Source organism: Streptomyces sp. OR43 (assembly GCF_008042275.1).
In the GTDB taxonomy this organism is placed as follows: domain Bacteria; phylum Actinomycetota; class Actinomycetes; order Streptomycetales; family Streptomycetaceae; genus Streptomyces.
Genome location: NZ_RDBK01000043.1, coordinates 4,272,550 through 4,295,296 on the forward strand (window position 1 = coordinate 4,272,550; position 22,747 = coordinate 4,295,296).

Below are 22,747 nucleotides of genomic sequence, written 5' to 3' on the forward strand. Positions count from 1 at the left end.
CCATGGCCAAGCAGAACGTGTCGGAGCAGTTCGTCGACATCCTCGCCCGGGCGGGCGTCAAACGCCTGTACGGGGTGGTCGGCGACAGCCTCAACCCGGTCGTCGACGCGATCCGCCGCAATCCCGCCATGGACTGGATCCAGGTGCGGCACGAGGAGACGGCCGCGTTCGCCGCCGGTGCCGAGGCGCAGATCACCGGGGAGCTGGCGGCCTGCGCAGGGTCGTGCGGACCGGGCAACCTGCACCTCATCAACGGCCTCTACGACGCCCACCGCTCCATGGCTCCCGTCCTCGCGCTCGCCTCGCACATCCCGTCGGGCGAGATCGGCCTCGGCTACTTCCAGGAGACCCATCCGGAGCTCCTCTTCCAGGAGTGCAGCCACTACAACGAGATGATCTCCAACCCGCAGCAGATGCCGAGGCTGCTCCAGACGGCGATCCAGCACGCGATCGGGCGGGGCGGCGTCGCCGTCGTCTCGATGCCGGGCGACGTGGCCTCCCGGCCCGCGCCGGAGAAGTCCGTCGAGCACGCCCTGGTCACCTCGCGGCCCTCCGTGCGTCCGGGCGACGCGGAGATCGAGAAGCTCTGCCGGATGGTCGACGAGGCCAAACGGGTGACGCTGTTCTGCGGCAGCGGTACGGCGGGCGCGCACGCCGAGGTGATGGAGTTCGCCGAGCGGGTGAAGGCCCCGGTGGGCCACGCGCTGCGTGGCAAGGAGTGGATCCAGTACGACAACCCGTACGACGTCGGCATGAGCGGACTGCTCGGCTACGGCGCCGCGTACGAGGCCACGAACGAGTGCGATCTGCTGATCCTGCTCGGCACGGACTTCCCGTACAACGCCTTCCTGCCCACCGACGTGAAGATCGTCCAGGTCGATGTGCGCCCCGAACACCTGGGCCGCCGCTCCAAGCTCGATCTCGCGGTCTGGGGCGATGTCCGCGAGACGCTGCGCTGTCTGACGCCGCGGGTGAAGGCCAAGAGCGACCGCAAGTTCCTCGACCGGATGCTCAAGAAGCACGCGGACGCGCTGGAGGGTGTGATCAGCGCGTACACCCGCAAGGTCGACAAGCACGTTCCGATCCATCCGGAGTACGTGGCCTCGGTCCTGGACGAACTCGCGGACGAGGACGCGGTGTTCACTGTCGACACCGGCATGTGCAACGTCTGGGCCGCCCGCTATCTGACGCCGAACGGCAAGCGGCGGGTGATCGGCTCGTTCAGCCACGGCTCGATGGCGAACGCGCTGCCGCAGGCGATCGGCGCCCAGTTCACCGACCGGAACCGGCAGGTCGTGTCGATGTCCGGGGACGGCGGGTTCACCATGCTGATGGGGGACTTCCTGACCCTCGTCCAGTACGACCTGCCGGTGAAGGTCGTTCTGTTCAACAACTCCTCGCTGGGCATGGTCGAGCTGGAGATGCTGGTCGGAGGGCTGCCGTCGTTCGGCACGACCAACAAGAACCCGGACTTCGCGGCCGTCGCGCGGGCCTCGGGGGCGTACGGCGTCCGCGTCGAGAAGCCCAAGCAGCTGGAGAGCGCCCTCAAGGACGCCTTCAAGCACAAGGGCCCGGCCCTCGTCGACATCGTCACCGATCCGAACGCGCTCTCCATCCCGCCGAAGATCAGCGCCGACATGGTGACCGGCTTCGCGCTCTCTGCCAGCAAGATCGTGCTGGACGGCGGCGTGGGCAGGATGGTCCAGATGGCCCGGTCCAACCTGCGCAACGTGCCCCGCCCGTAGGGCGCCGGGACGGCCAGCTGACGGAGCGTCAAAGGACGGTCCTTGACGTCCCCTTGGCGACCTCAGAGCAATGTGACATATTACTGACGTGTTCACGAGACAGCCTTTGGATGTGGTCGTCGTCGGCGCCGGAGTGGTCGGTGCCGCCTGCGCGTACTACGCCGCCCGGTCCGGACTCAACGTCGCCGTGGTGGACGGCGGACCGGTCGCCGGCGGCACCACCGGAGCGGGTGAGGGCAACCTCCTCGTCTCCGACAAGGTGCCCGGGCCGGAGCTGGACCTTGCGCTCCTGTCCGCCGCGCTCTGGCGCGAACTGGCGCAGGAACTGCCCCGCGCGATCGAGTTCGAGCAGAAGGGCGGCCTGGTCGTCGCGGCGGGTCCCGAGTCGCTGGCCACCCTGACCGCGACCGCTGCCGGGCAACTGGCGGCAGGGGTACGGGCCACCGCCGTGGCGGCGGACGAACTCGGCTCACTCGAACCGCACTTGGCGCCTGGCCTCGCCGGCGGCTTCCTCTATCCGCAGGATGCCCAGGTCCAGCCGGCCCTGGCGGCGGCCCATCTCGTCCGCGCGGCCCGCGACGCCGGAGCGAGCCTCCACTCCGGACAGGCGGTCACGGCCGTGCTCAGGAGGCCGACGGGCGCGGTGCGCGGCGTACGGACCGCCGCGGGCGATCTGCTCGCCCCGGCGGTGGTCAACGCGACGGGCGTACGGGGCGGCGAACTGGCGGCCCTGGCAGGCGTGGAGCTGCCCGTGCTTCCCCGGCGCGGCTTCGTCCTGGTGACCGAGCCGCTGCCCCGGCTGATCCGGCACAAGGTGTACGCGGCGGAGTACGTGGCCGACGTGTCGAGCACATCGGCCGCCCTGCAGACCTCACCCGTGGTGGAAGGCACACCGGCAGGCCCCGTCCTCATCGGCGCCAGCCGCGAACGGGTGGGATTCGACCGGACGTTGTCCGTTCCGGTGGTCAGCCGGCTGGCCGCGGCGGCGGCCGCGCTCTTCCCGGTGCTGGCCGACGCCCGGGTACTGCGGACCTACCACGGCTTCCGCCCTTACCTGCCCGACCACCTGCCCGCGATCGGGCCCGACCGCCGGGTGCCCGGCCTCTTCCACGCCTGCGGTCACGAGGGCGCGGGGATCGGACTCGCACCCGCCACCGCCGCGCTGGTCACCGCCGCGATCCGGGGCGAGGAACCAGCCCTGGACCCGGAGCCGTTCCGCCCGGACCGGTTCGACGCGGCGCCCCGGACCGGCACCGGCGGCTGAGGCCGCCGCCGTGCCGCCGTACGCCCCGAGATGCCCGCTGACGGGCCGGACCGACCGGCCGACGACTGAGCAGGAGCCCTGGTGAGACGTCCCCGCATACGCCCGGCCGGACGGACCCCGGCCACCCTGGCCGGAGCCGGCCCCGGCCCCGCCTTCGAGTTCACCTTCGACGGACGACCCGTCCGGGCCCTGCCCGGCCAGAGCATCGCGGCCGCCCTCTGGGCCGCCTCCGTCCTCACCTGGCGCACCACCCGGGTGAACGGACGGCCACGGGGCGCCTTCTGCGGGATCGGCTCCTGCTTCGACTGCCTGGCCACCGTCAACGGTGAGCCCAACCGGCGCGCCTGCCTGCTCCCCGCCCGCCCCGGCGACGTCGTCACCCCGCAGGAAGGGAACGGACATGCCGGCCCCGTCCGCTGACCGGCCCGCCGCCCGGCCGGAGCGCACCGAACTCGCCGTCGTGGGCGCCGGACCCGCCGGTCTCGCCGCTGCCGTCACCGCGGCCGACGGCGGACTCGACGTGGTCCTGCTCGACGCCGCGGACGCACCGGGCGGCCAGTACTACCGCGCCCCCGCACCCGGCCTCGGCGCCACCCGGCCCGAGGCGCTGCACCACGGCTGGGCGCAGTTCGCCGCCCTCGCCGCGCGGCTCGACCGGCACCGCACGGCGGGCCGGATCCGCCACCTCACCGGACACCACGTCTGGGCCGTGGAGCGGAGCGGGGCGGACCGGACGCTGCACGCCGTCACCGGACCCGACGGACGCGACGGCGCCACCACCCTCGACGCACGCCGCCTGCTGATCGCGACCGGCTCCCACGAGCGCCAACTCCCGTTCCCGGGCTGGACTCTGCCCGGCGTCGTCGGAGCCGCCGGGGCCCAGGCCATGCTGAAGTCGGGCCTGGTGCTCCCGGGCCGCCGCATCGTCGTCGCCGGCAGCGGCCCCCTGCTCCAGGCCGTCGCCGTCTCCCTCGCCAGGGCGGGCGCCCGGGTCCCCGCCCTGGTCGAGGCCTCCGGCTACGGGGCGTACGGGCGGGCACCGCTGGTGCTGGCCGCCAACCCCGGCCGGCTCGCGGAAGGCGCCCGCCACGGCGCCGCGCTGGCCCGCCACCGGATCCGGCCGCTGACGCACCGGGCGGTCACCGCCGTGCACGGCACCGACCGGGTGGAGGGGGTCACGGTCAGCCGGCTGGACCGCGACTGGCGCCCGCTGCCCGGGACCGGGCGCCGCATCGACTGCGACGTCCTGGCCGTCGGGCACGGTCTGGTGCCCCAGCTCGACCTCGCGGTGGGGATCGGGTGCGCCACCCGGTGCGGCGCGGACGGTTCGGCAGCGCTGGCGCTCGACGACGAACTGCGCACCACCGTGCCCGGAGTCTGGGCCGCCGGCGAGACCGGCGGCATCGGCGGCGTCCATCTCGCCCTGACCGAGGGCGAACTCGCCGCCCGCTCCGTGATCGCGGACGCCCGCGGCGGCCCGGGCACGGCCCGTACCGCGGCGCTGCTCCGGTCCCGGCGCCGGATGCGCGCCTTCGCCGCACTCATGGGCGCCGTCCACCGGCCCGGCCCCGGCTGGGCCGACTGGACGGCGGCCGACACCGAGGTCTGCCGGTGCGAGGAGGTCACCGCCGGCGCGATCCGCACCGCTGTCGGGGAACTCGGTGCGGGGGACAGCCGCACGGTCAAACTCCTCACCCGGGCCGGCATGGGCTGGTGCCAGGGCCGGACGTGCGGATTCGCCGTGCGCGAACTCGCCGGCTGCGCCACGGACACCGGGGCCCCCGACCGCCGGCCGCTCGCCTGCCCCGTTCCCCTGTCCGTACTCGCCCGTGCCGACCGCCCCGAGGACGCGTGAGCACGCACACCGCGCCCGCGCCCTCGCCGCCCCCTTCCTTCGTCCCACCTATCGAGGAGCTTTCATGACCACGAACACGCCCGCACGCACCAGCCCCTGGCGGGGCGTCATGGTCGCCACCCCGCTCACCCTGCGCGAGGACCGGTCGATCGACTTCGACGCGTACGCCGCACATGTGCGCGACCTCGTCGCCGCGGGCTGCGACGGCGTGGTGCCCAACGGCTCACTGGGGGAGTACCAGACGCTCACGGACCGGGAGCGCGACGAGGTCGTCCGGGTCGCCGTCGAGGCGGCCGGGGACGGGGCCAGGGTGATGCCGGGGGTCTCCGCGTACGACAGCACCCAGTCGCGGCGCCGCGCCGAACAGGCGGCCGAGGCGGGCGCCGGCTCCGTCCTGCTCCTGCCGCCCAACGGATACGCCTGCGACGACGAGGCGGTCCGCGCGCACTACGCGGAGGTCGCCTCGGCGGGCCTGCCGGTCGTCGCGTACAACAACCCGTACGACACCAAGGTCGACCTGACACCGCGGCTGCTCGCCCGGCTCCACGCGGAGGGTTCCATCGTGGCCGTCAAGGAGTTCAGCGGGGACGTCCGCAGAGCCTACGAGATCGCCGAGGAGGCGCCGGGGCTCGACCTTCTGGTCGGCGCCGACGACGTGCTGCTGGAGCTCGCGCTCGCCGGGGCCGTCGGCTGGATCGCGGGCTGCCCCAACATGCTGCCCGCCGGCTGCGTCGCGCTGTACCGGGCCGCCGTGTCCGGGGACCTGGATACGGCGCTGCCGCTGTACCGACGGCTGCACCCGCTGCTGCGCTGGGACTCCAAGCCCGAGTTCGTCCAGGCCATCAAGGCGTCGATGGACATCGTCGGCCGGCACGGCGGCCCCACCCGGCCGCCGCGCACGCCGCTCGACGCCGCCTCCCTGGCCGCCGTGCGGGCGGCCACCGAGAAGGCCCTCGCCGAGGGCCTCGACTGAACCTCCCGCCCTGCCCTTCCCCGCCTTCCGCACCACTCGTCCGAACCTTCCGAACCTCCCGCGCCATCCGTCCGAACCTTCCGAACCTCCCGCACCACCCATCGCCACAGCAGAAGCCGGCCGGCCGCAGTGTCGTCGCGGACCGGCCGGACGACCGAGGGGGACCCATGCGCACGCGTCACATCTTCCACGCCGTCGACTCGCACACCGAGGGCATGCCGACCCGGGTGATCACCGGCGGCATCGGCACGCTGCCCGGCGCCACCATGGCCGAGCGCCGTGCCCACTTCATGGCGCACCGGGACGCGGTGCGCACCCTGCTGATGTACGAGCCGCGCGGTCACGCCGCCATGAGCGGGGCGGTGCTCCAGCCACCGACGCGCCCCGACGCCGACTTCGGGGTCCTGTTCATGGAGGTCTCCGGCTGTCTGCCGATGTGCGGGCACGGCACCATCGGGGTGGCCACCGTCCTGGTCGAGACCGGCATGGTGGAGGTCACCGAACCGGTCACCACCGTGCGGCTGGACACCCCCGCCGGACTGGTGAGCGTCGATGTGCGGGTGGAGGACGGGGCCGCCACCTCCGTCACGCTCACCAACGTGCCGGCCTTCAGCGCCGGCCTCGGGCTCACGGCGAAGGTCCCGGGATACGGCACCGTGCCGTACGACCTCGCGTACGGCGGCAACTTCTACGCGATGGTCCATCTGGACGACCTGGGCCTGCCGTTCGACCGGTCGCGCAAGGGCGACCTGCTGGCCGCCGGGCTGGCCCTGATGGACGCGGTCAACGCCGCCGACCGCCCGGTCCACCCGCTCGACCCGGACATCCACGGCCTCAAGCACGTCCAGCTGATCGCCCCGGGCTCGGACGCCGCCCGCTCGCGGCACGCCATGGCCATCCACCCCGGCTGGTTCGACCGCTCGCCGTGCGGCACCGGTACCTCCGCGCGCATGGCCCAGCTGCACGCGCGCGGGGAACTGCCCCTGGAGACCGACTTCGTCAACGAGTCCTTCATCGGCACGGAGTTCACCGGCCGACTGGTCGCCGAGACCACCGTGGGACCGCTGCCCGCCGTCGTGCCCACCGTCACGGGCCGCGCCTGGATCACCGGGACCGCGCAGTACTTCCTCGACCCGGCCGACCCGTTCCCCGAGGGGTTCCTGTTGTGACCCGTCAAGTCCGGGGGCGGACAACGTCACCTGATTCCTTCGAGGATGCCCGGCCTTCAGGCTGGGGGAATCGGAGTCCTGCGGAGCAGGGCAGAAGAACCGAATCGCCGTCAGGGCGATTCGGCGCCCGCCACGGCGGCGTCACGCTCGACCTCCAGGCGGTAGACGATCTCGGAGTTGAGGGACCGGCGGGCGGACTTGGCCTGAGCGGCCAGCCACTCATGCAGGTCGGCGGGCAGGCGGAGAGCCGGCGTGAAGCTGGCCCGGTACCAGAAGCAGATGGCGAGGCGGAAGCCGGCACGGGGGAAGGCCGCGTCGAAGGGCTACCGGACGGCGTCCCGCGCGGCGGCCAAGGTGCACAAGAAGGTTGCCCGGCAGCGGCAGGACACCGGCCGGAAGTGGGCCAAGACGGTCGTGCGTGACTTCGACCAGCTGGCCGTCGAGGACTTCAAGCCGAAGTTCCTCGCGAAGTCCACGATGGCCCGCAAGGCTGCCGACGCCGCGATCGGCGCGACCAGGACCGCGCTGACCGAGATGGCCCGCAAGCACGGCCGTATCGTGCACCTCGTGCACCCGGCCCACACCACGATGGACTGCGCACGGTGCGGTGCGAGAGCCAAGCACGCACTCCCCCTCTCCGAAAGAACGTACGCGTGCACCGCGTGCGGAGCCGTGTCCCCCCGGGACAAGAACTCCGCCCACGTGATGCTCGTCGGGCAGGTCTCAACCCGGCTGGTGCCGACTCCGGAAGCCCTCCGGGAGCGCCGCTCCCAGAGGCAGCCTGAGCCAGGAATCCCCCTGCTTCAGCTGGGGGAGGATGTCAAATTGTATTCTTGGGCTCCGCACGGTCCTGGAGGAACAGACATGGCCCGCCTGACGTCGCTCAATGTGATCTCGGCGCAGGAGCATCTGCGCGACCAGGTGGCGCACGCGCTGCGGGCCGCGCTCATCTCCGGCGAACTGAAGCCCGGGACCGTCTACTCCGCGCCCGCGCTCGCCTCCGAGTTCGGGGTCTCCGCGACGCCCGTCCGTGAGGCGATGCTCGACCTGGCCCGGGAGGGCCTGGTCGAGGCCGTCCGCAACAAGGGTTTCCGGATCACCGAACTCACCGAACAGGACCTCGACGACTTCACCGAACTCCGCGCCATGATCGAGGTCCCCACCGTGGGCCGGATTGCCCGGATGGGCCTCACCCAGGAGTTGGAGGCACTGCGGCCCGTCGCGCTGGAGATCGTCGAGGCCGCCCGGCGGCACGACATCCTGGGATACCTGGAGGCGGACCGCCGCTTCCACCTCGCCCTGCTGGCGCTGGCCGGGAACCGCCGGCTGGTCGAGGAGGTCGGTGAACTGCGCAAGCGATCCCGGCTGTTCGGGCTGAACCGCCTTGCCGAGTCGGGCCAGTTGATCGCCTCCGCTCAGGAGCACGTACAGCTGCTGGACCTGGTGGCCGCCGGTGACGCGCCGGGGGCCGAGGCCTGCATGCTCGCCCATATGTCGCATGTCCGCTCGCTGTGGGCCGACGAAAAGCCCTGAGCCGTGCGGTGGAGGGTGAAGCGCCGAGCCCCGCGGCGGCAGCTGAAGCGCTGAGTTGTGCGGCGGCGGCTTGAAGCCCCGTGCCGCGCGACGGCGGCTGAGGCACTGAGCCGTGCGACGAAGGCTGCCTCCTCCTGCCCGGGGGCGGCAGCCTTCGCGCGCTCAGCCGTCCAGCAGCGCCGCCATCCAGGCCTCGACCCCGTCCGGGGTGCGGGGGAGCGCGGATGACATGAGGCGGGCGCCGTCTCCGGTGATCACGAGGTCGTCCTCGATCCTGACGCCGTTGCCCCGGAGCGAACGCGGCAGCGTTTCGTCGTCCGGCCGGAGGTACAGCCCCGGACCCACGGTCAGGACCTGTCCCGCCTCCAGGACACCGTCCGGGTAGATCCCGGCGCGGGCCCGCGCGCAGTCGTGCACGTCCATGCCGAGCATGTGGCCGGTGCCGCACAGGGTGTAGCGGCGGTGGAGGCCGTTCTCGGGGGCGAGCGCTTCCTGCGCGGGGACCGCGAGTACGCCCCAGTCGTGCAGGCCCTCGGCGATGACCCGCATCGCGGCGTCGTGGAAGTCGTGGAAGCGGGCGCCCGGCCGCAGCGCGGCGATGCCCGCGTCCTGTGCGGCCAGCACCAGTTCGTACACGGCGCGTTGGACGGGGGTGAAGGCGCCGGACAGCGGGATCGTGCGGGTGAGGTCGGCCGTGTAGAGGGAGTCGGTCGCCACACCCGCGTCCAGCAGCAGCAGTCGCCCGCGCTCCAGCGGGCCGTCGTTGCGGGTCCGGCGCAGCACGCACGCGTGGTCGCCGGCGGCCACCACGGTCGGAAAGCCCGGGCCGTTGCCTTCGAGCCGGGCCCGCAGCCCGAAGACCCCCTCCACCCGGCGCTCCCCGCGCGGGTCGGCGATCGCCTGCGGAAGGCAGCGGACGACGTCCTCGAACCCGGCGGTCGTCGCGTCGACGGCGCGCTGCAACTGGGCCTGCTCCCATGAGTCCTTGACGAGCCGGAGCTCGTCGATCACGGCGTCGAGCCCGGCCGGTGCGGACCGGAGGGCGGGCAGCCGGCGGGCGTCCCCGAGCCACGCGTCGACGGACGGGTCCACGCCGGTGAGGACCCGGGTCGGGGGCTGGGTGCCCGTCAGGAGCTTGTCCCACGCGTCCCGGTGCTCGCACCGGATGCCGGTGAGCGCGGTGGCCTCGGCCAGGCCCGGTCTGCGGCCCACCCAGAACTCCCCGTGCCCGCGGTCGCGGTGGAAGTCCTGGCCGCTGCGGGGCGAGCCGGGTCTCATGTACAGGACCGCCTCGTGGCGCGCGTCCCCGTCCGGCTCCAGGACCAGCACGTGGCCGGCCTGGTCCTCGCCGGTGAGACCGGTGAGCCAGGCGTACGCGGTGTGCGGACGGAAGCGGTGGGCCGCGTCGAGGGAGGGGACGGCGGGGGAGCCCGCCGGAACGACGAGCCGCTCGCCCGGGAACCGTGCGGCGGCACGGGCGCGGCGGGCCGGTGTGAGGGCGTGGGCGGGGACGCGGGCGTCGGCGGGGCGCGGGCCCTTGGCCCAGCCGGTGCGCATGAAGGCGTCCAGGGCCGGGGACACCGGAAGGTCGTGGCTGCCGGTGTACGGGCGAAGTCGGGGCTCGGTCACGAGCGGAACTCCTCGGGCTGAAGCGGAATCGCCCGCAAGCAGAGCGCCCCGGGCGGGAGTTGGCGCGCAGATGAATGTGCGCCCAGCGCCTTCCAAAGAACATGTGACATGTGCCATTGTACAGACGGCCGCGGTTGAGGTCGTGCTCATGTCATGGGTCGGTTCATGGACCGGTCCTCCGTCCCCGACCGCGCCATCCCCCACGCCGCGCACCGTCGCGCGGCACCACACCGCTGGGAGGCGGCACGTGAAGAACCGTTCGGTTCGACAGAGATTCACCGGTTTGTCCACTGTGGTCCTGGCGGCCTGTCTGGGTGTCGGCATGCTGGCCGCACCGAGCCGGGCCGCCGAGCCCCGGCCCTCCGCACCGGCGGCCGTCACCACGACCGCCGCCGCGGGCACGGCCGTTGCTCCCGGGGTGCCCGAGCCGGGCGGCCCCACCGCGCAGGCGCTCACCGCGCCCGTCCAGGACTCCGGTCACATAGGCGAGACGGCCCTGAAGCCCGCCGACCGGGCACCGCAGACCGCGTCCAAGGACGCGCTGAAGCGCGACTACGACGACCCGCGCGCCACCGCGCCGAGCCACCCGGCCCCCTCGATGAAGGCCAAGGCCCGCTCCGCCGCGAAGGCCGCCGGCATCGCCCCCGCAGCCGCCTGCTCCGTCGCCGACTTCACCAGCCGCACCGGCAGCGAACTGGTGCGGCAGATCAAGTCGTCGACGACGGACTGTGTCAACACCCTCTTCTCGGTCAAGGGCAACGACGGCTACCTCGCCTTCCGTGAGGCCCAGATGGTCAGCGTCGCCAACGCCCTGCGCGACGGATCGGCGGCGTACCCGGGTGACAGCAGCACCGGCATGACCCAGCTGGTGCTGTTCCTCCGGGCCGGCTACTACGTGCAGTACTACGACCCCGGCACCGTCGGCGGCTACGGCACCGCGCTCCGCACTGCCATCCAGGGCGGGCTCGACGCCTTCTTCGCCTCCGCGCACGCCTACGACGTCACGGACGCCAACGGAGAGACCCTGTCCGAAGCCGTCATCCTCATTGACAGCGCCGTGCAGAACGCCCGCTACCTGTCCGTCGTCAAGCGCCTGCTCGCCGACTACGACTCCTCGTACGACAGCTCCTGGTACATGCTGAACGCCGTCAACAGCGTCTACACGGTGACCTTCCGCGGTCATCAGGTGCCGGAGTTCGTCAGCGCCGTCCAGGCCGACCCCAGCCTGCTCGACTCGCTCGCCGGCTTCGCCCGCGACCACCTCGGCCTGCTGGGTACGGCCCGCTCCTACCTGACCTCCAACGCCGGGCGCGAGCTCGGGCGCTTCCTCCAGGAGGAGCCGCTGCGGCCCAAGGCGCGCCCGCTCGTCATCGACCTGCTCGGCCGCAGCTCCCTGACCGGTCCCACCGCACCGCTCTGGGTCGGTCTCGCCGAGATGACCGACTACTACGACCGGGCCAACTGCGGCGCGTACAACACCTGCGACCTGGCGGCACGCATCAAGAGCGCCGTCCTTCCCGTCGCGTACACCTGCAGCGCCAGCATCCGCATCCTCGCCCAGCAGATGTCCTCGTCCGACCTCTCGGCGGCCTGCACCAGCCTGAAGGGCCAGGACGCCTACTTCCACGGGATCGCCCGCGACAGCGGACCGGTCGCCAACGACAAGAACACCACCATCGAGGTGGTCGTCTTCGATTCGAGCACCGACTACCAGACCTACGCCGGAGCCATCTACGGCATCGACACCAACAACGGCGGCATGTACCTGGAGGGTGACCCGGCAGCGGCCGGCAACCAGCCGCGCTTCATCGCCTACGAGGCCGAATGGGTGCGCCCCGCCTTCCAGATCTGGAACCTCAACCACGAGTACACGCACTACCTCGACGGCCGGTTCAACATGTCCGGCGACTTCGAGGCCGGCCTCACCACACCGACCATCTGGTGGGTCGAGGGCTTCGCGGAGTACGTCTCCTACTCCTACCGTGACGTGATCTACGACGACGCCGTCGCCCGGGCCGCCGCACACACCTACACCCTGCGCTCCCTGTTCGACACCACCTACGAGAACGCCGACCAGACGCGCATCTACAACTGGGGCTACCTGGCCGTCCGTTACATGCTCCAGTCGCACCGGGCCGACGTGGACGCGCTTCTGGGCCGCTACCGCAGCGGTGACTGGAACGGTGCCCGCACCCTGCTCACCTCCACCATCGGCAGCCGCTACGACGCCGACTGGAACACCTGGCTGACGGCGTGCGCGGCCGGCAGCTGCGGGACCACCACCAACCCGCCGACCGATCCGACGGCCGAGTGCACCGCGAGTGACGTCCGGGAGCTCGGCGAGGACTGTGCCCGCAGCGGACGGCAGGCCACCCGGGGCAACTACTCCTACCTCTACCTGTACGTGCCCGCCGGCACCACCCGGCTCACCATCACCACGAGCGGCGGGACGGGCGACGCCGATCTCTACTACAACGCCAACGGCTGGGCCACCACGGGTGCCTACACCTCACGGTCCACCGGCAGCGGCAACGCCCACACGCTGACGGTCGATCACCCGGCGGAAGGAGCGCACTACATCAGCCTCCACGCGGTGCAGGACTTCGGCGGGGTGAAGGTCTCCACGCAGTACTGACCGGTCCCTGAGGGCCATGGACGCGGCCCGCCGCATCCGTGGCCCTCAGCGCAGTCGCAGGGTGCCGGGGGCGGTCTCGTCCCGGATGATCTCCAGCAGCCGGTCGAACAGCGTCGGCCCCAGGCCGGCCTCCGCCCGGGCCAGTTCCTGCCGCAGCCGCGGCAGGTTGCTCGCATGGGCACGGCCGGCCAGACCGCGGAGAAAGCGCGCGGTCTCGTCGTGGGACAGAGCGCGCGCGGACAGGGTGTGGTCCCGCCACTCGATGACGAAGTCGCCGTCGTCCGGCGTGCCCATCCCGCCTCTCAGACAGTCCGCGAAGGAGTCGAGGCCCTTGCCGAAGTAGCCGCCCGGCCCGTTCACCGCCTCGCCGACCTCGTGCCAGAAGCTGTCCAGGCCGGTGACCCGGGAGCCGTCGATCACATAGGTCACGGTCATGGGGCGAAGCGTACAAGGACGTCGGTCCGGTGATCCGCGCCGCAGGTGGGGGGTGGGGGCCGCGGCGCGGACCGGACCGGGGGAGCGGCTCAGCAGCCGTGGTCGACGAGGTCGAAGGTCTCGTAGTGGTCGGCGGTGTAGTAGTCCTCCTGGACCTCCTCGCCCGTGACGATGCGTCGCGCGCCGCGGGTCGGGGAGCCGGGGGTGATGACGGTGTACTCGTGGTAGTACCCGGTGCTCTGTCCGGGCAGGACGCCTTCACGGTTCTGGAAGACGGTCCCGTCCTGGTCGTACGGGAAGGGGCCGCCGGCGTCGATGAGGTCGAGGGTGTCGTGGGCCTGGGACGGCAGCGCGGAGTAACAGACGCTGCCGACCGAGGTGGTGGCGGCGGTCGCGGTCGCCGTGACCGGCCCGCCGACGAAGAGGACAGACAGGAGGGCGGCGACGCCGCCGAGCGTGGTGATCCGTGGGGGGATTCGCATAACCACCATGATGACGCGCGTAGATACCCTCCCGTCAACGCCAACAAGAGTGAATTTTCCTGGAGTTAACCGAGGAGACGGCACACACCGCGTTCCGTGGGGCCGAGCGCCGCTCAGCGCAGCACGGCCGACAGCAGGTCCGTACCCAGCGCCGCCGTCGCGGACAGGTCGAGGGAGTAGTGCACGTAGCGGCCCCGCCGCCGGGCCGTCAGCAGTCCGGCTCGGCGCAGTACGGCGAGGTGGCGGGAGACCTCAGGGGGTGAGAGTTCCCAGGCATGGGCCAGCTCGCCCGTGGTGTGCGGGCCGCGGGCCAGCGTGCGCAGCAGGCGCAGCCGTACCGGATGCGCGAGTGCCGTCAGCCTCAGCGTGACGGTTTCCAGCGGGACCGGCTCGGCCGGACTCGGCCGGTCCACGGGATACTGCACCACCGGCTGCCAGCCGGGCGCGTGGACCACCACCAGGTGCGGATGGCCGAAGACGCTGGGGAGAAAGGTGGTCCCGGCGCCATGGGCGGCGGTCGCGTTGTCCTGCAGTTTGTCCACGACGATGCTGTCGCCGTCCGGGGCCAGGGTGACCGCGTCGGAGACCGACGCGAGTGCCGCGCCGGGGCCCTGGCGCCTCAGTAGATCGTTCTTCAGCCGCAGGTCGGTGGCGATGCGCACGGCGACGCTCGTCCAGGCGGCGTCGAAGAAGGCGTCGGCGCACTGTTCGAGGGTGCGGCGCACCCGCGCCCGTACGGCGGCCGGATCCGCGAGCAGCCGTTCCGCGAAGGCCTCCTGAAGCGGGCCGCGGGCCTGGGCCAGGTCCAGGGCACGCCCGCGCGCGGTCGCGTCGGCGAGCGGCGACGGCGCGCCGAAGCGGACCCGGTTGCTGCCGCACGTCGTGACGAGCGCGGACCTCACATACGTCTCGTCGTCGATCCGGTCCACGTCGTCCAGTTCCGCGGCGAGCGTCGGCCGGGGACGGGCCGGGACCAGGAAATCGGCTCGTGAGGAACGCCAGAGGAACTCCGCCTCCCCGAGCCGCTCGGCCAGCTCGGGCCGCAGCCGCGCCCGGACATCCCCGGCCCAGCCGGCGAGTCCCGGATGATGCCCCGGCTCGGCCAGCACATGCAGCATCGCGGTCAGCTCGGCCAGCGGGGAGGCGGCGAACCGCAGCCGCCCGGACGGCGGACCGCTGATGTCGATCCTCAACGTCACCCCCTCATCATCACCGAAACGTCATCCCCCAGCGTCACCGGCCCATCGGCCGGGAACCGCGCCGGTTGACGAGGTCCGTCAACCGACGTGCCCGGTGCGGCGGCTGGAACCGACCGTGGGCGCCATGGCAACCACCACGAAGCTCCGGCCGCGCGCCCTCGTCCGGGCCTCCGGAGGCCCCCGCTATGCCGTCGCCCTCGCGGTGGACGCGCTCGGCACCGGTCTGCTGCGGCCCTTCCTGCTGCTCTACGGGGTGACCGTCCTGAGACTGTCCGCGCCCGCCACCGGCATCGCCATGACGGTCGGCGTCGTCGTGGGCCTGGTGTGCATGCCCGCGGTCGGCCGCTGGCTGGACCGGGGCGCACGCAGCACGGTCGTGGCGGCGTCGATGCTGGTGCGGGTGTGGGGCGTGGCGCTGCTGATGATGACCCCGGCGGGAGACGTGCGGCTCTTCGCGGCGGCGGCGCTCTTCCTCGGCATGGGCAACCAGGCTTGGCCGGCCGCCCACGCGGCTCTCGTGGCCACCGTCGCCCACGGCCGGGAACGCGATGCCGCCCTCGCGGCCGGCCGCGCCCTGCGCAACGCCGGCCTCGGCACCGGTGCGCTCCTCGCCACCGCGTGCCTGGCGGGCGGCACCACGGCCTTGCAAGCGCTGGCAGCGGTCACGGGGCTCGCCTACCTCGCGGCGGCGGCCCTGGCGTGGTCCGTCCATGTGCACGCAGGTCCGGCCGCTTCCGCGGCCGAGGAGACGGACGACGGGTCGGCGCCCCGCCTGCGCGTGCTGCTGGGCGCCAACGTGATCTACGTCTTCTGCCTCAACGTCCCCGAAATCGCGCTGCCCCTGGTTCTGGTGACCCAGTTGCACGCGTCCCCGGTGTGGCCGGCGGCCGTCTTCGTGGCGAACACGGTCCTCGTGGTCACCCTGCAGGTCCCGGTCACCGTCCTGATGTCCCGCTTCCCCCGGCGGGCGGTGCTGGCCCTGGCCGGCGTGGTGCTCGCCGCGTCGTACCTCGGTTTCCTCGCGGCCACCACGCTGGGGCTCGGCCGGAGTGCCCCGGCCGTCGCCGCGGTGTCCGTGGTCTGCACCCTCGGCGAGATCATCTACGCCGGCAGCGCCACGGCTCTCGTCACGGCCCTCGCCCCGGCCCACGTCCTCGGACGCTCCCTCGCGCGCTTCCAGCTCTCCACGGGCTTCGGCCTCGCCGTCTCCCCGGCCGTCATCACCGCTCTCGCGCCCCACGGCCCGGGCGCCCTCTGGGGCAGCCTCGCCGGCGCGACGCTCCTCTCCGCGTCCGCCGTGGCCACCGAGCGGCGGCCGCTCCCCGGCAGACCGCTCAAGGACTGACGGAGCGCCAGATACGGTCCGGGACCGTCCGCGCCGCCTCCTCGATGTCGATGTCGCCGACGGAGAGCCAGCGCCGCGCGATGCCCGTCACCGGGCCCAGGATCAGCGATTCCACCACGGGCAGGGGGAGGTCGACGAGCTGCCCCGCCTCCTGGCGGGCTCGCAGCCAGGCGGCGAGGGGGGTCAGCCGGGCCTCCTGCGCGCCGCGGATCTGCTGGGCGCGAGCGGTGAACTCGCGGTCCACGGTGACGGAGTGTATGAGCCGGGCCGCGTCGGGGTGGACCTGGATGAAGCGCAGGTACGCCCGCACGGCGGCGTGGATGCCGCCGCGTGCGTCCTCGGACCGCGTCAGCTCCCCGGCCAGCTCGTCGAGCAGGCGCCCCAGCCAGGACTGTGCCAGCGCGATCACCACCCCTTGGAGGCTGCCGAAGTGGTGGTAGATGCTTCCCGCGCTGACCCCGCCCGCCGAGGTGATCGCGCCGAGGGTGAGTCCGGCCTCGCCGTCCGACGCGTAGATGTCCAGCGCGCAGTCGAGGACATGCGCCGCGGTGGCCTCGCCCCGTTGTTGCTTCGGACTCATCGATGCCACCCCGGTCCACGGTTCGGAAACGGCCTGCACGGCGCGCGGGTAACAGCTTAGAACTATTTCCGGAATTTTCTCCGGAACTGGTTCCAGCCCCGGGGCGTCGTACTCCAGACTGAGTGCCGACTGCACCAAGTCGCTTCAGTTCATGGGTAATTCAGCATACGGATACGGTCCCGCAGGTCTGCGCGGCGGGACACACGGGGAGCGCTCGAAGATGACCGGCGGGCACGAGCACGATCACGAGGACCAACTCCACGGCGGCATCAAGCCGCTGACCGCGACCGATCCGCCGCGCATCGGGCCCTACGTGCTGCTCGGCCGGCTCGGTGCCGGCGGCATGGGCCGGGTCTACCTCGCCCGTTCCGAGGGCGGCCGCACGGTCGCGGTCAAAGTGGTGCACGCGGAACATGTCGCGGACCCGCAGTTCAGGGCCCGGTTCCGTCGCGAAGTGGACGCGGCGCGACGGGTGGGCGAGCGCTACACCGCGCCCGTACTGGACGCGGAGCCCGACGCCGAATCCCCGTGGATCGCCACGGGCTACGTTCCGGGCCTCTCCCTGGAACAGGTCGTCCGGGGCCACGGGCCGCTCCCCACCGCGTCCGTGCTCACCCTCGCGGACGGGCTTCTGCACGCGCTCAAGGACATCCACGACGCCGGCATCGTCCACCGTGACCTCAAACCGTCGAACGTGATGCTCACGGTCGAGGGGCCCAAGGTCATCGACTTCGGCATCGCCCGCGCGGTCGGCACCTCCGTCGAGTCGCTGCTCACCAGCACCGGCATGGTGATCGGCTCGCCCGGCTTCATGGCCCCGGAACAGATCCGCGGGGAGACCGCTGGGCCGAAGAGCGATGTGTTCACCCTGGGCTGCGTACTGACGTACGCGGCGACCGGTGTGCTCCCGTTCGGCGACGGGGTGAGCAATCAGCACGCGGTGATGTACCACATCGTGGAGGCGGAACCCGACCTCGCGCGGGTCCGGGACGAGGGCCTGCGCACCCTGATCGGGCGACTCCTGGCCAAGCGACCGGCCGACCGGCCGTCCGTGGACGACCTGTTGGCCGAGCCGGGCCGCGAGACCGCGGCGGAGTCATGGCTGCCGGCTGCCGTGGTCGGCCACCTCGCACGCCGCTCGGCGCGTCTGCTGGACGCCGAGGCGGCCCCGATACGGCAGGAGGCCGACCGCGCGACCGTGGGCCTCCGGGGGCAGGAGGAGGAGACGCCGGAGGCGGATTCCCCCGCTGAGGAGGGCGGGCCGAAGGCCGTGCGCAAGCGGCGACGGCGCGTGATCGTGGCCGTGCCGCTGGTCGTCGTCCTGGCCGGCGGAGGCGGCACGGTCGTCATGCTCCAGCCGTTCGGCGGCGGCGGCGCCCACGCGTCCCCGCCGGCCACCGCGTCGGCGAGCCCTTCCGCCCCCGGCTCGCCGTCGCCCGCCGGCAGCGCGTCCCCGGCGGGCGAACGGAGCCCCGCGGCCTCCCGCAGCAAGGACAAGGCGGGCGACGGCGGAAAGGACGGCCGGGAAGGGGACGGGGGCTCGGCGGCCTCGGGTGGCTCCGGATCCGGTTCCGGAGGCGCGTCGGGCGGTGGCGCCACCGGAGCGACAGGAGAGGGCAGCCCGGGCGGCACGAGTTCCGGAGGCACCGCATCGGACAGCACCGCGGGTTCCACCAGAGGCTCCGGCGACACAGGTTCGGGCTCGAGTGCGGGCGGCTCGAGTGCGGGCGGCTCGAGTGCGGGCAGCACGGGTTCGGGCACCTCCGGCTCCGCGGGCGGATCGGGCGGCGGCAGCACCGTCCCGGCGTCGTTCGTGGGCACCTGGAAGCTGGGCGAGACGTACAACACGGGCCAGCCCGGCACCATCACCATTTCGGGCGGGGGCGCGGTGCGTCTGTCCGACTACCCCTACAACCCCTGCCCGTACGAGGCCGAGGTGACCTCCACGTCGAACGGTGGCAGTCGTATCGACATCAGCGCTCCGAGGCTCATCGGCGCCAACCCCGGCTACTGCCACATGGCACTCGAAGCGAGCAACTTCACTCTCAACGGCAGTGGCATCGAGCACAACGTCAGCGGTGGCGTGGGCTATTACTACAAGCGGGCCTGAGTTCCGGACGGCCGCGGGCCGTTCGGCCGCACCCGGAATCCCGTCCGGTGACCCGCCGGAAGCGTGACAGCCCGTAGGCGGGGCATGCATTGCGTGAGCACCTTCGAGAACAGGGGGCGATTCACTGTGTGGGCGGGGGAAACGATGGAGCGTCAGGAACTGGCCCGGCTGCATCGCAGAGTCGGCCGCGCCGATGTGGCGGCCGTGTCAGAAGTGCGGGACGCGGTAAGGGAGTTATTGCGGTACCGATGGAAGGAGGAACCCGCGCAGGTGGCCGAGCTGCTGCTCAGCGAGCTGGTGACCAACGCGCTGGTCCACACGGACGACGGAGCGGTCGTCGCCGTGAGCGTGGCACCGCGGAAGCTGCGCGTGGAGGTACGGGACTTCGTCCCGGACATGCCCGTGTCGCACGTACCGGACGCCGACGACGGTACGCACGGCAGGGGACTCGTCCTGGTGGAGAGCCTCGCGGACGCCTGGGGGATACGACCTGACCCCCTGGGCAAGGTGGTCTGGTTCGAACTGGACGGCGAACGGCCCTGACGATCCGKMCGGATCGTCAGGGCCGGGTCCCGCAGGTCCGCCTGCCGCCGCATCAGCCGAACTGCTGCTCCAGATCCTTCAGCTTCTGCTCCAGCGAGTCGAGCCGGGGCAGTGCCTGGGTGTCGTCCTCGACGGTGAGGTCGACGGTTCTCGGATCAGTCGCGTTCAGTTCCGGTACGTCCCTGGATGTGGGGCCGCTCACGGCTTGCAGGGATGGCCGGGGTCGTAGGGGCAGCTGACCCGGCTCGGATATGGCGGGCTCCGCGACGGACTGCGCGGAGCCCGTCGCGGGGGCGATGGCCTGGACGTCGACCTGGGCGCCGCCCCGGCCGACCCGTCCCCAGGCCCTGTTCTGCCGGTTCAGGGCCTTGATCTGCGCCCGGTCCAGTTTCTCCTGGTCCCTCCTGCGGAGACGGTTCTGCTCCTTCTCCCGGCGGTCCTCGCGTACCTCGTCGACCGCTTCGTCCAGCGTGCGTACGCCTTCGAGCAGCATCAGCGACCAGGCGCCGAAGGTCTCCCGGGGTGCGCGCAGCCACCGTACGATCCGGATCTGCGGCAGCGGGCGGGGCACCAGACCCTGCTCGCGCAGCGCGGCCACCCGGGTCTGCTTCAGCGCCCGGTCGAAGAGCACGGCCGCCGAGAGCGACATCCCCGCGAAGAAGTGCGGAGCGCCCGCGTGGTCCAGACCGCGAGGTGCGTGCACCCAGTTGAACCAGGCGGCGGCACCGGCGAAGGTCCATACCAGCAGCCGTGAGCCGAGCGCCGCGTCGCCGTGGCTGGCCTCGCGCACGGCGAGCACGGAGCAGAACATCGCCGCTCCGTCGAGGCCGAAGGGCACCAGGTACTCCCAGCCCCCAGAGAGGCCGAGGTTCTGCCGGCCGAAGCCGACGAGCCCGTGGAAGGAGAGCGCGGCGGCGACCGCCGCGCAGCAGAACAGCAGTACATACGAAGCGGTGGCGTAGAGGGCTTCCTTGCGTCTGCGCCGTTCCTCGCTGCGTTCCCAGGAGTCCTCGGTCGCGGATGTGTCAGAGGCGCGCTTGCCGCGCGCGACCACCGCCACCGCCGCCATGACCCCCGCCAGCAGCACGGCAGCCGGAAGCAGCCAGTCAAGCGATATGTCGGTCAGTCTCATGCGCGGTCCCTTGCGTTGCGATAGGGCGTTTCGGCCGCCATCGTGCCGGGGATTTCCTCGCGTTCAGGCGGTTTCGGGGCAAGAGAACGCCAATGGGGTGGCAGAGTCGACGGATTGCCACGATCTGGTCGAATGCCCGTATGTCGAAGGCAAGTTGTGTTCGATTCGCGCCACCCTTGCGGGCGGTGTGGATCAGGGGCTGTCCCACCTTGATCCACCGCAGGGGCCGGGGGGGTGTCCGGTCTTGATCCACCGCAGGGACCGGGGGTGTCCGGTCTTGGACCACCGCACGGATCAGGAGGGCGTCCGGCCTTGGTCCACCGCACGGATCAGGGGGCGGGCGTCAGCTTCCGGACCCGGTCCGCATCGCAGGTGCGTGGGCAGGTGACACAGGTGTCCTCGGGCCGCAGCGTGTAGAACATGCAGCAGCTCGCCCGGTCCCGGGTGGGCAGCGACTCACCGCCCGGTCCGGTCAGCTCACGGAAGCCCGCGGTGCCGACGTACGGCTTCGTGGTGCCGGGCAGGAGCGCCTCCAGCTCGGCCATCGCGCGCCGCTCCTCACCGAGAAGGTGGGCGATGTACCAGAGGCCCTCGACGATCTCGTCCGTGGCCATGCCCCACAGGGCCCGCTTGCCACGCCGCATCCGCGGGCCGAAGCCGTCCAGCACCGGGCCGAGGTGTTCTGCCACGGAAGCGAGCACCTCGGCGCGCAGCGCGGCCTCGTCGGCCACCACACGCGCGCCGGGCAGCTCCGCCGCCGGATCGCCGGGCAGGCAGGCGAACTCCCTCACCCGTACGGTCAGATGGCCCAGCGCCCGCTGGAAGGCGACGTCCTCGACCGGGATCCTCGGCACCCGCCGGTGCAGAAACCACGGGACCGTCACCAGCAGGCAGGCCGGCCAGGCGTACCGGTGGAGTCCGAAACCGGCGATCACATCGGGGCGGGCCGGCTGCCCGTAGTCCCGCAGCACCTGCGCCTCGTCCCAGGCGAGGAAGGCGTCGAGTCCGCTTCCCCCGGCCGCCAGCTCGTGGGCGCCCACCCAGCCGGCGCCACCGGGGGCCGGCTCGCCGTCGTCGAGCGCCTCGGCACGCAGACCGGGAAAGACCTCGGTCAGACGCAGGTACGCGTCCGTGACCGCCGAGGTCGTCGTGCCCGGAAGGAGAGTGGGAAGGGTCATGCAGGGACCACCGAATCGCGATCGTTTGCAGGTAAGCCTTACCTTACCCGACGCGATCGATGTTTGAACTGCGGCCTCCTCCGCCTATCGTGCACAGGAGGCGCCGCGCATGCGAGCGGCGCCCGCGACCGGCCGAGGAGGTACCCGTGGAGCAGGGCAGAGCCCGCGACGACGTGTGGGCGCCGCATGCGTCCGCTGCCGCGTCCGCCTCCTCGTCGCTCCGGGTGCCCGAGCAGGCCCGCGGCGAGCACACCCACAGSGAGACGCCCGCTCCCCGGGCCGCGGTGCAGCGGCACTCCGTACGTGGTCAGATCCTGGACGCCCTGCGCGCCGCCCTCGTCGACGGCGAGCTGGTTCCCGGGCAGGTCTACTCCGCCCCGGCGCTCGGCGCCCGCTTCGGGGTCTCCGCCACCCCGGTGCGCGAGGCCATGCAGCAGCTGGCCGTGGAGGGCGCCGTCGAGGTGGTGCCGAACCGCGGCTTCCGGGTCGCCGAGCGCGGGCCGGGCGAGCTGGCCGAGCTGGCCGAGGTCCGGGCGCTGATCGAGGTCCCCGTCATGCTGCGGCTCGCCCGCACCGTCCCGCCGGCCGGCTGGTGCGCCCTGCGCCCGCTGGCCGACGCCACCGTCGCGGCGGCGGCCGTTGGTGACCGGGCGAGTTACGCGGAGGCCGACCGGGCGTTCCACGGAGCGGTGCTCACGCTGGCGGGCAACGCCCAGCTGGTCCTGGTGGCCGACGAACTGCACCGCCGCTCCCAGTGGCCCCTGGAGGGCAACCCGGTCACCCGCCGTGCCGACCTGCTGGCGGACGCGGCCGAACACACGGCCCTGCTGGACGCGCTGATCGCCCAGGACCTGGCCGTCGTCCAGTCACTCGTACGCGAACACTTCGCGGGCTCCGGCGGCTGAGCCGGGGCACGGTGGGGGAGAACGCGCCCGGGGAC

General features: G+C 72.4%; 20 protein-coding genes and 1 pseudogene. 13 read left to right on the plus strand and 8 right to left on the minus strand.

The genetic code is table 11. The annotated features are described in order from the left end of the window. Window positions 1-2 precede the first annotated feature (2 nt). The 6 genes from EAO72_RS38305 to EAO72_RS38330 all read left to right on the plus strand — a co-directional run bounded on the left by EAO72_RS38305 (window position 3) and on the right by EAO72_RS38330 (window position 7,006). Window positions 3-1,745 (plus strand): pyruvate dehydrogenase, encoded by a 1,743-nt coding sequence (locus EAO72_RS38305; protein WP_148021596.1) that lies wholly within the window; start codon window positions 3-5, stop codon window positions 1,743-1,745. Between the two features lie 88 nt (window positions 1,746-1,833). Further along, window positions 1,834-3,009, plus strand: coding sequence for an NAD(P)/FAD-dependent oxidoreductase (locus EAO72_RS38310; RefSeq protein WP_148021597.1), 1,176 nt, complete (start codon window positions 1,834-1,836; stop codon window positions 3,007-3,009). 81 nt (window positions 3,010-3,090) lie between these two features. Continuing rightward, window positions 3,091-3,429 (plus strand): (2Fe-2S)-binding protein, encoded by a 339-nt coding sequence (locus tag EAO72_RS38315; protein WP_148021598.1) that lies wholly within the window; start codon window positions 3,091-3,093, stop codon window positions 3,427-3,429. Then, window positions 3,410-4,864: an FAD/NAD(P)-dependent oxidoreductase gene (locus EAO72_RS38320; protein ID WP_148021599.1), complete on the plus strand. Its 1,455-nt coding sequence runs from the start codon at window positions 3,410-3,412 to the stop codon at window positions 4,862-4,864. Before EAO72_RS38315 ends, EAO72_RS38320 begins: the two co-directional genes overlap by 20 nt. 64 nt (window positions 4,865-4,928) lie before the next feature. After that, window positions 4,929-5,837 (plus strand): dihydrodipicolinate synthase family protein, encoded by a 909-nt coding sequence (locus EAO72_RS38325; RefSeq protein WP_148021600.1) that lies wholly within the window; start codon window positions 4,929-4,931, stop codon window positions 5,835-5,837. A gap of 167 nt (window positions 5,838-6,004) precedes the next feature. Then, window positions 6,005-7,006, plus strand: a complete 1,002-nt coding sequence (locus tag EAO72_RS38330) for a proline racemase family protein (protein ID WP_148021601.1) — start codon at window positions 6,005-6,007, stop codon at window positions 7,004-7,006. Between the two features lie 110 nt (window positions 7,007-7,116). Here the strand turns inward: EAO72_RS38330 and EAO72_RS38335 are convergent, their stop codons facing one another. Further along, window positions 7,117-7,287, minus strand: a complete 171-nt coding sequence (locus tag EAO72_RS38335; RefSeq protein ID WP_148022276.1) for an Arc family DNA-binding protein — start codon at window positions 7,285-7,287, stop codon at window positions 7,117-7,119. Here EAO72_RS38335 and EAO72_RS38340 point away from each other — a divergent pair. Both EAO72_RS38340 and EAO72_RS38345 read left to right on the plus strand, forming a co-directional pair. Then, window positions 7,247-7,791: pseudogene (locus tag EAO72_RS38340) on the plus strand (RNA-guided endonuclease InsQ/TnpB family protein); the annotation flags it as partial. The gene EAO72_RS38335 and the pseudogene EAO72_RS38340 overlap by 41 nt on opposite strands. A 79-nt stretch (window positions 7,792-7,870) precedes the next feature. Then, complete coding sequence (locus tag EAO72_RS38345) at window positions 7,871-8,539, plus strand: GntR family transcriptional regulator (RefSeq protein WP_148021602.1); 669 nt, start codon at window positions 7,871-7,873, stop codon at window positions 8,537-8,539. Window positions 8,540-8,701: 162 nt separating this feature from the next. Here the strand turns inward: EAO72_RS38345 and EAO72_RS38350 are convergent, their stop codons facing one another. Continuing rightward, window positions 8,702-10,168: an aminopeptidase P family protein gene (locus EAO72_RS38350; protein WP_261991770.1), complete on the minus strand. Its 1,467-nt coding sequence runs from the start codon at window positions 10,166-10,168 to the stop codon at window positions 8,702-8,704. A 247-nt stretch (window positions 10,169-10,415) separates the two neighbouring features. Here EAO72_RS38350 and EAO72_RS38355 point away from each other — a divergent pair, with 247 nt between their 5' ends. After that, window positions 10,416-12,803, plus strand: coding sequence for a M9 family metallopeptidase (locus EAO72_RS38355; protein ID WP_148021604.1), 2,388 nt, complete (start codon window positions 10,416-10,418; stop codon window positions 12,801-12,803). 45 nt (window positions 12,804-12,848) lie between these two features. Here EAO72_RS38355 and EAO72_RS38360 read toward each other — a convergent pair whose 3' ends face one another. The 3 genes from EAO72_RS38360 to EAO72_RS38370 form a co-directional block, all read right to left on the minus strand. Beyond that, window positions 12,849-13,238: a barstar family protein gene (locus EAO72_RS38360; protein WP_148021605.1), complete on the minus strand. Its 390-nt coding sequence runs from the start codon at window positions 13,236-13,238 to the stop codon at window positions 12,849-12,851. Window positions 13,239-13,327: 89 nt separating this feature from the next. Next, entirely contained in the window at window positions 13,328-13,720 is a 393-nt protein-coding gene (locus EAO72_RS38365; protein ID WP_148021606.1) for a guanyl-specific ribonuclease, read from the minus strand. 113 nt (window positions 13,721-13,833) lie between these two features. Next, window positions 13,834-14,919 carry a helix-turn-helix domain-containing protein gene (locus EAO72_RS38370; protein ID WP_148021607.1) on the minus strand — a complete coding sequence of 362 codons (1,086 nt, stop codon included), beginning with the start codon at window positions 14,917-14,919 and terminating at the stop codon, window positions 13,834-13,836. A 124-nt stretch (window positions 14,920-15,043) separates the two neighbouring features. Here EAO72_RS38370 and EAO72_RS38375 point away from each other — a divergent pair, with 124 nt between their 5' ends. Then, window positions 15,044-16,264 (plus strand): MFS transporter, encoded by a 1,221-nt coding sequence (locus EAO72_RS38375; RefSeq protein WP_148021608.1) that lies wholly within the window; start codon window positions 15,044-15,046, stop codon window positions 16,262-16,264. On the opposite strand, the gene EAO72_RS38380 is transcribed toward EAO72_RS38375, so the two are convergent. Beyond that, complete coding sequence (locus EAO72_RS38380; protein WP_148021609.1) at window positions 16,254-16,844, minus strand: TetR/AcrR family transcriptional regulator; 591 nt, start codon at window positions 16,842-16,844, stop codon at window positions 16,254-16,256. The two genes, EAO72_RS38375 and EAO72_RS38380, sit on opposite strands and share 11 nt — an antisense overlap. A 220-nt stretch (window positions 16,845-17,064) precedes the next feature. Between EAO72_RS38380 and EAO72_RS38385 the strand changes: the two genes are divergently transcribed. Together EAO72_RS38385 and EAO72_RS38390 are read left to right on the plus strand one after the other, a co-directional pair. Then, window positions 17,065-18,954, plus strand: coding sequence for a serine/threonine-protein kinase (locus tag EAO72_RS38385; RefSeq protein WP_148022277.1), 1,890 nt, complete (start codon window positions 17,065-17,067; stop codon window positions 18,952-18,954). 144 nt (window positions 18,955-19,098) lie between these two features. Continuing rightward, entirely contained in the window at window positions 19,099-19,497 is a 399-nt protein-coding gene (locus EAO72_RS38390; protein WP_148021610.1) for an ATP-binding protein, read from the plus strand. Between the two features lie 52 nt (window positions 19,498-19,549). On the opposite strand, the gene EAO72_RS38395 is transcribed toward EAO72_RS38390, so the two are convergent. Next, window positions 19,550-20,629, minus strand: coding sequence for a DUF2637 domain-containing protein (locus EAO72_RS38395; protein ID WP_148021611.1), 1,080 nt, complete (start codon window positions 20,627-20,629; stop codon window positions 19,550-19,552). Window positions 20,630-20,958: 329 nt separating this feature from the next. After that, the gene (locus EAO72_RS38400) at window positions 20,959-21,807 is read right to left on the minus strand and encodes a (2Fe-2S)-binding protein (protein WP_148021612.1); all 849 of its coding nucleotides are present in this window, start codon (window positions 21,805-21,807) and stop codon (window positions 20,959-20,961) included. 146 nt (window positions 21,808-21,953) lie between these two features. Between EAO72_RS38400 and EAO72_RS38405 the strand changes: the two genes are divergently transcribed. Next, window positions 21,954-22,712: a GntR family transcriptional regulator gene (locus tag EAO72_RS38405; RefSeq protein ID WP_148021613.1), complete on the plus strand. Its 759-nt coding sequence runs from the start codon at window positions 21,954-21,956 to the stop codon at window positions 22,710-22,712. Window positions 22,713-22,747: the final 35 nt, after the last annotated feature.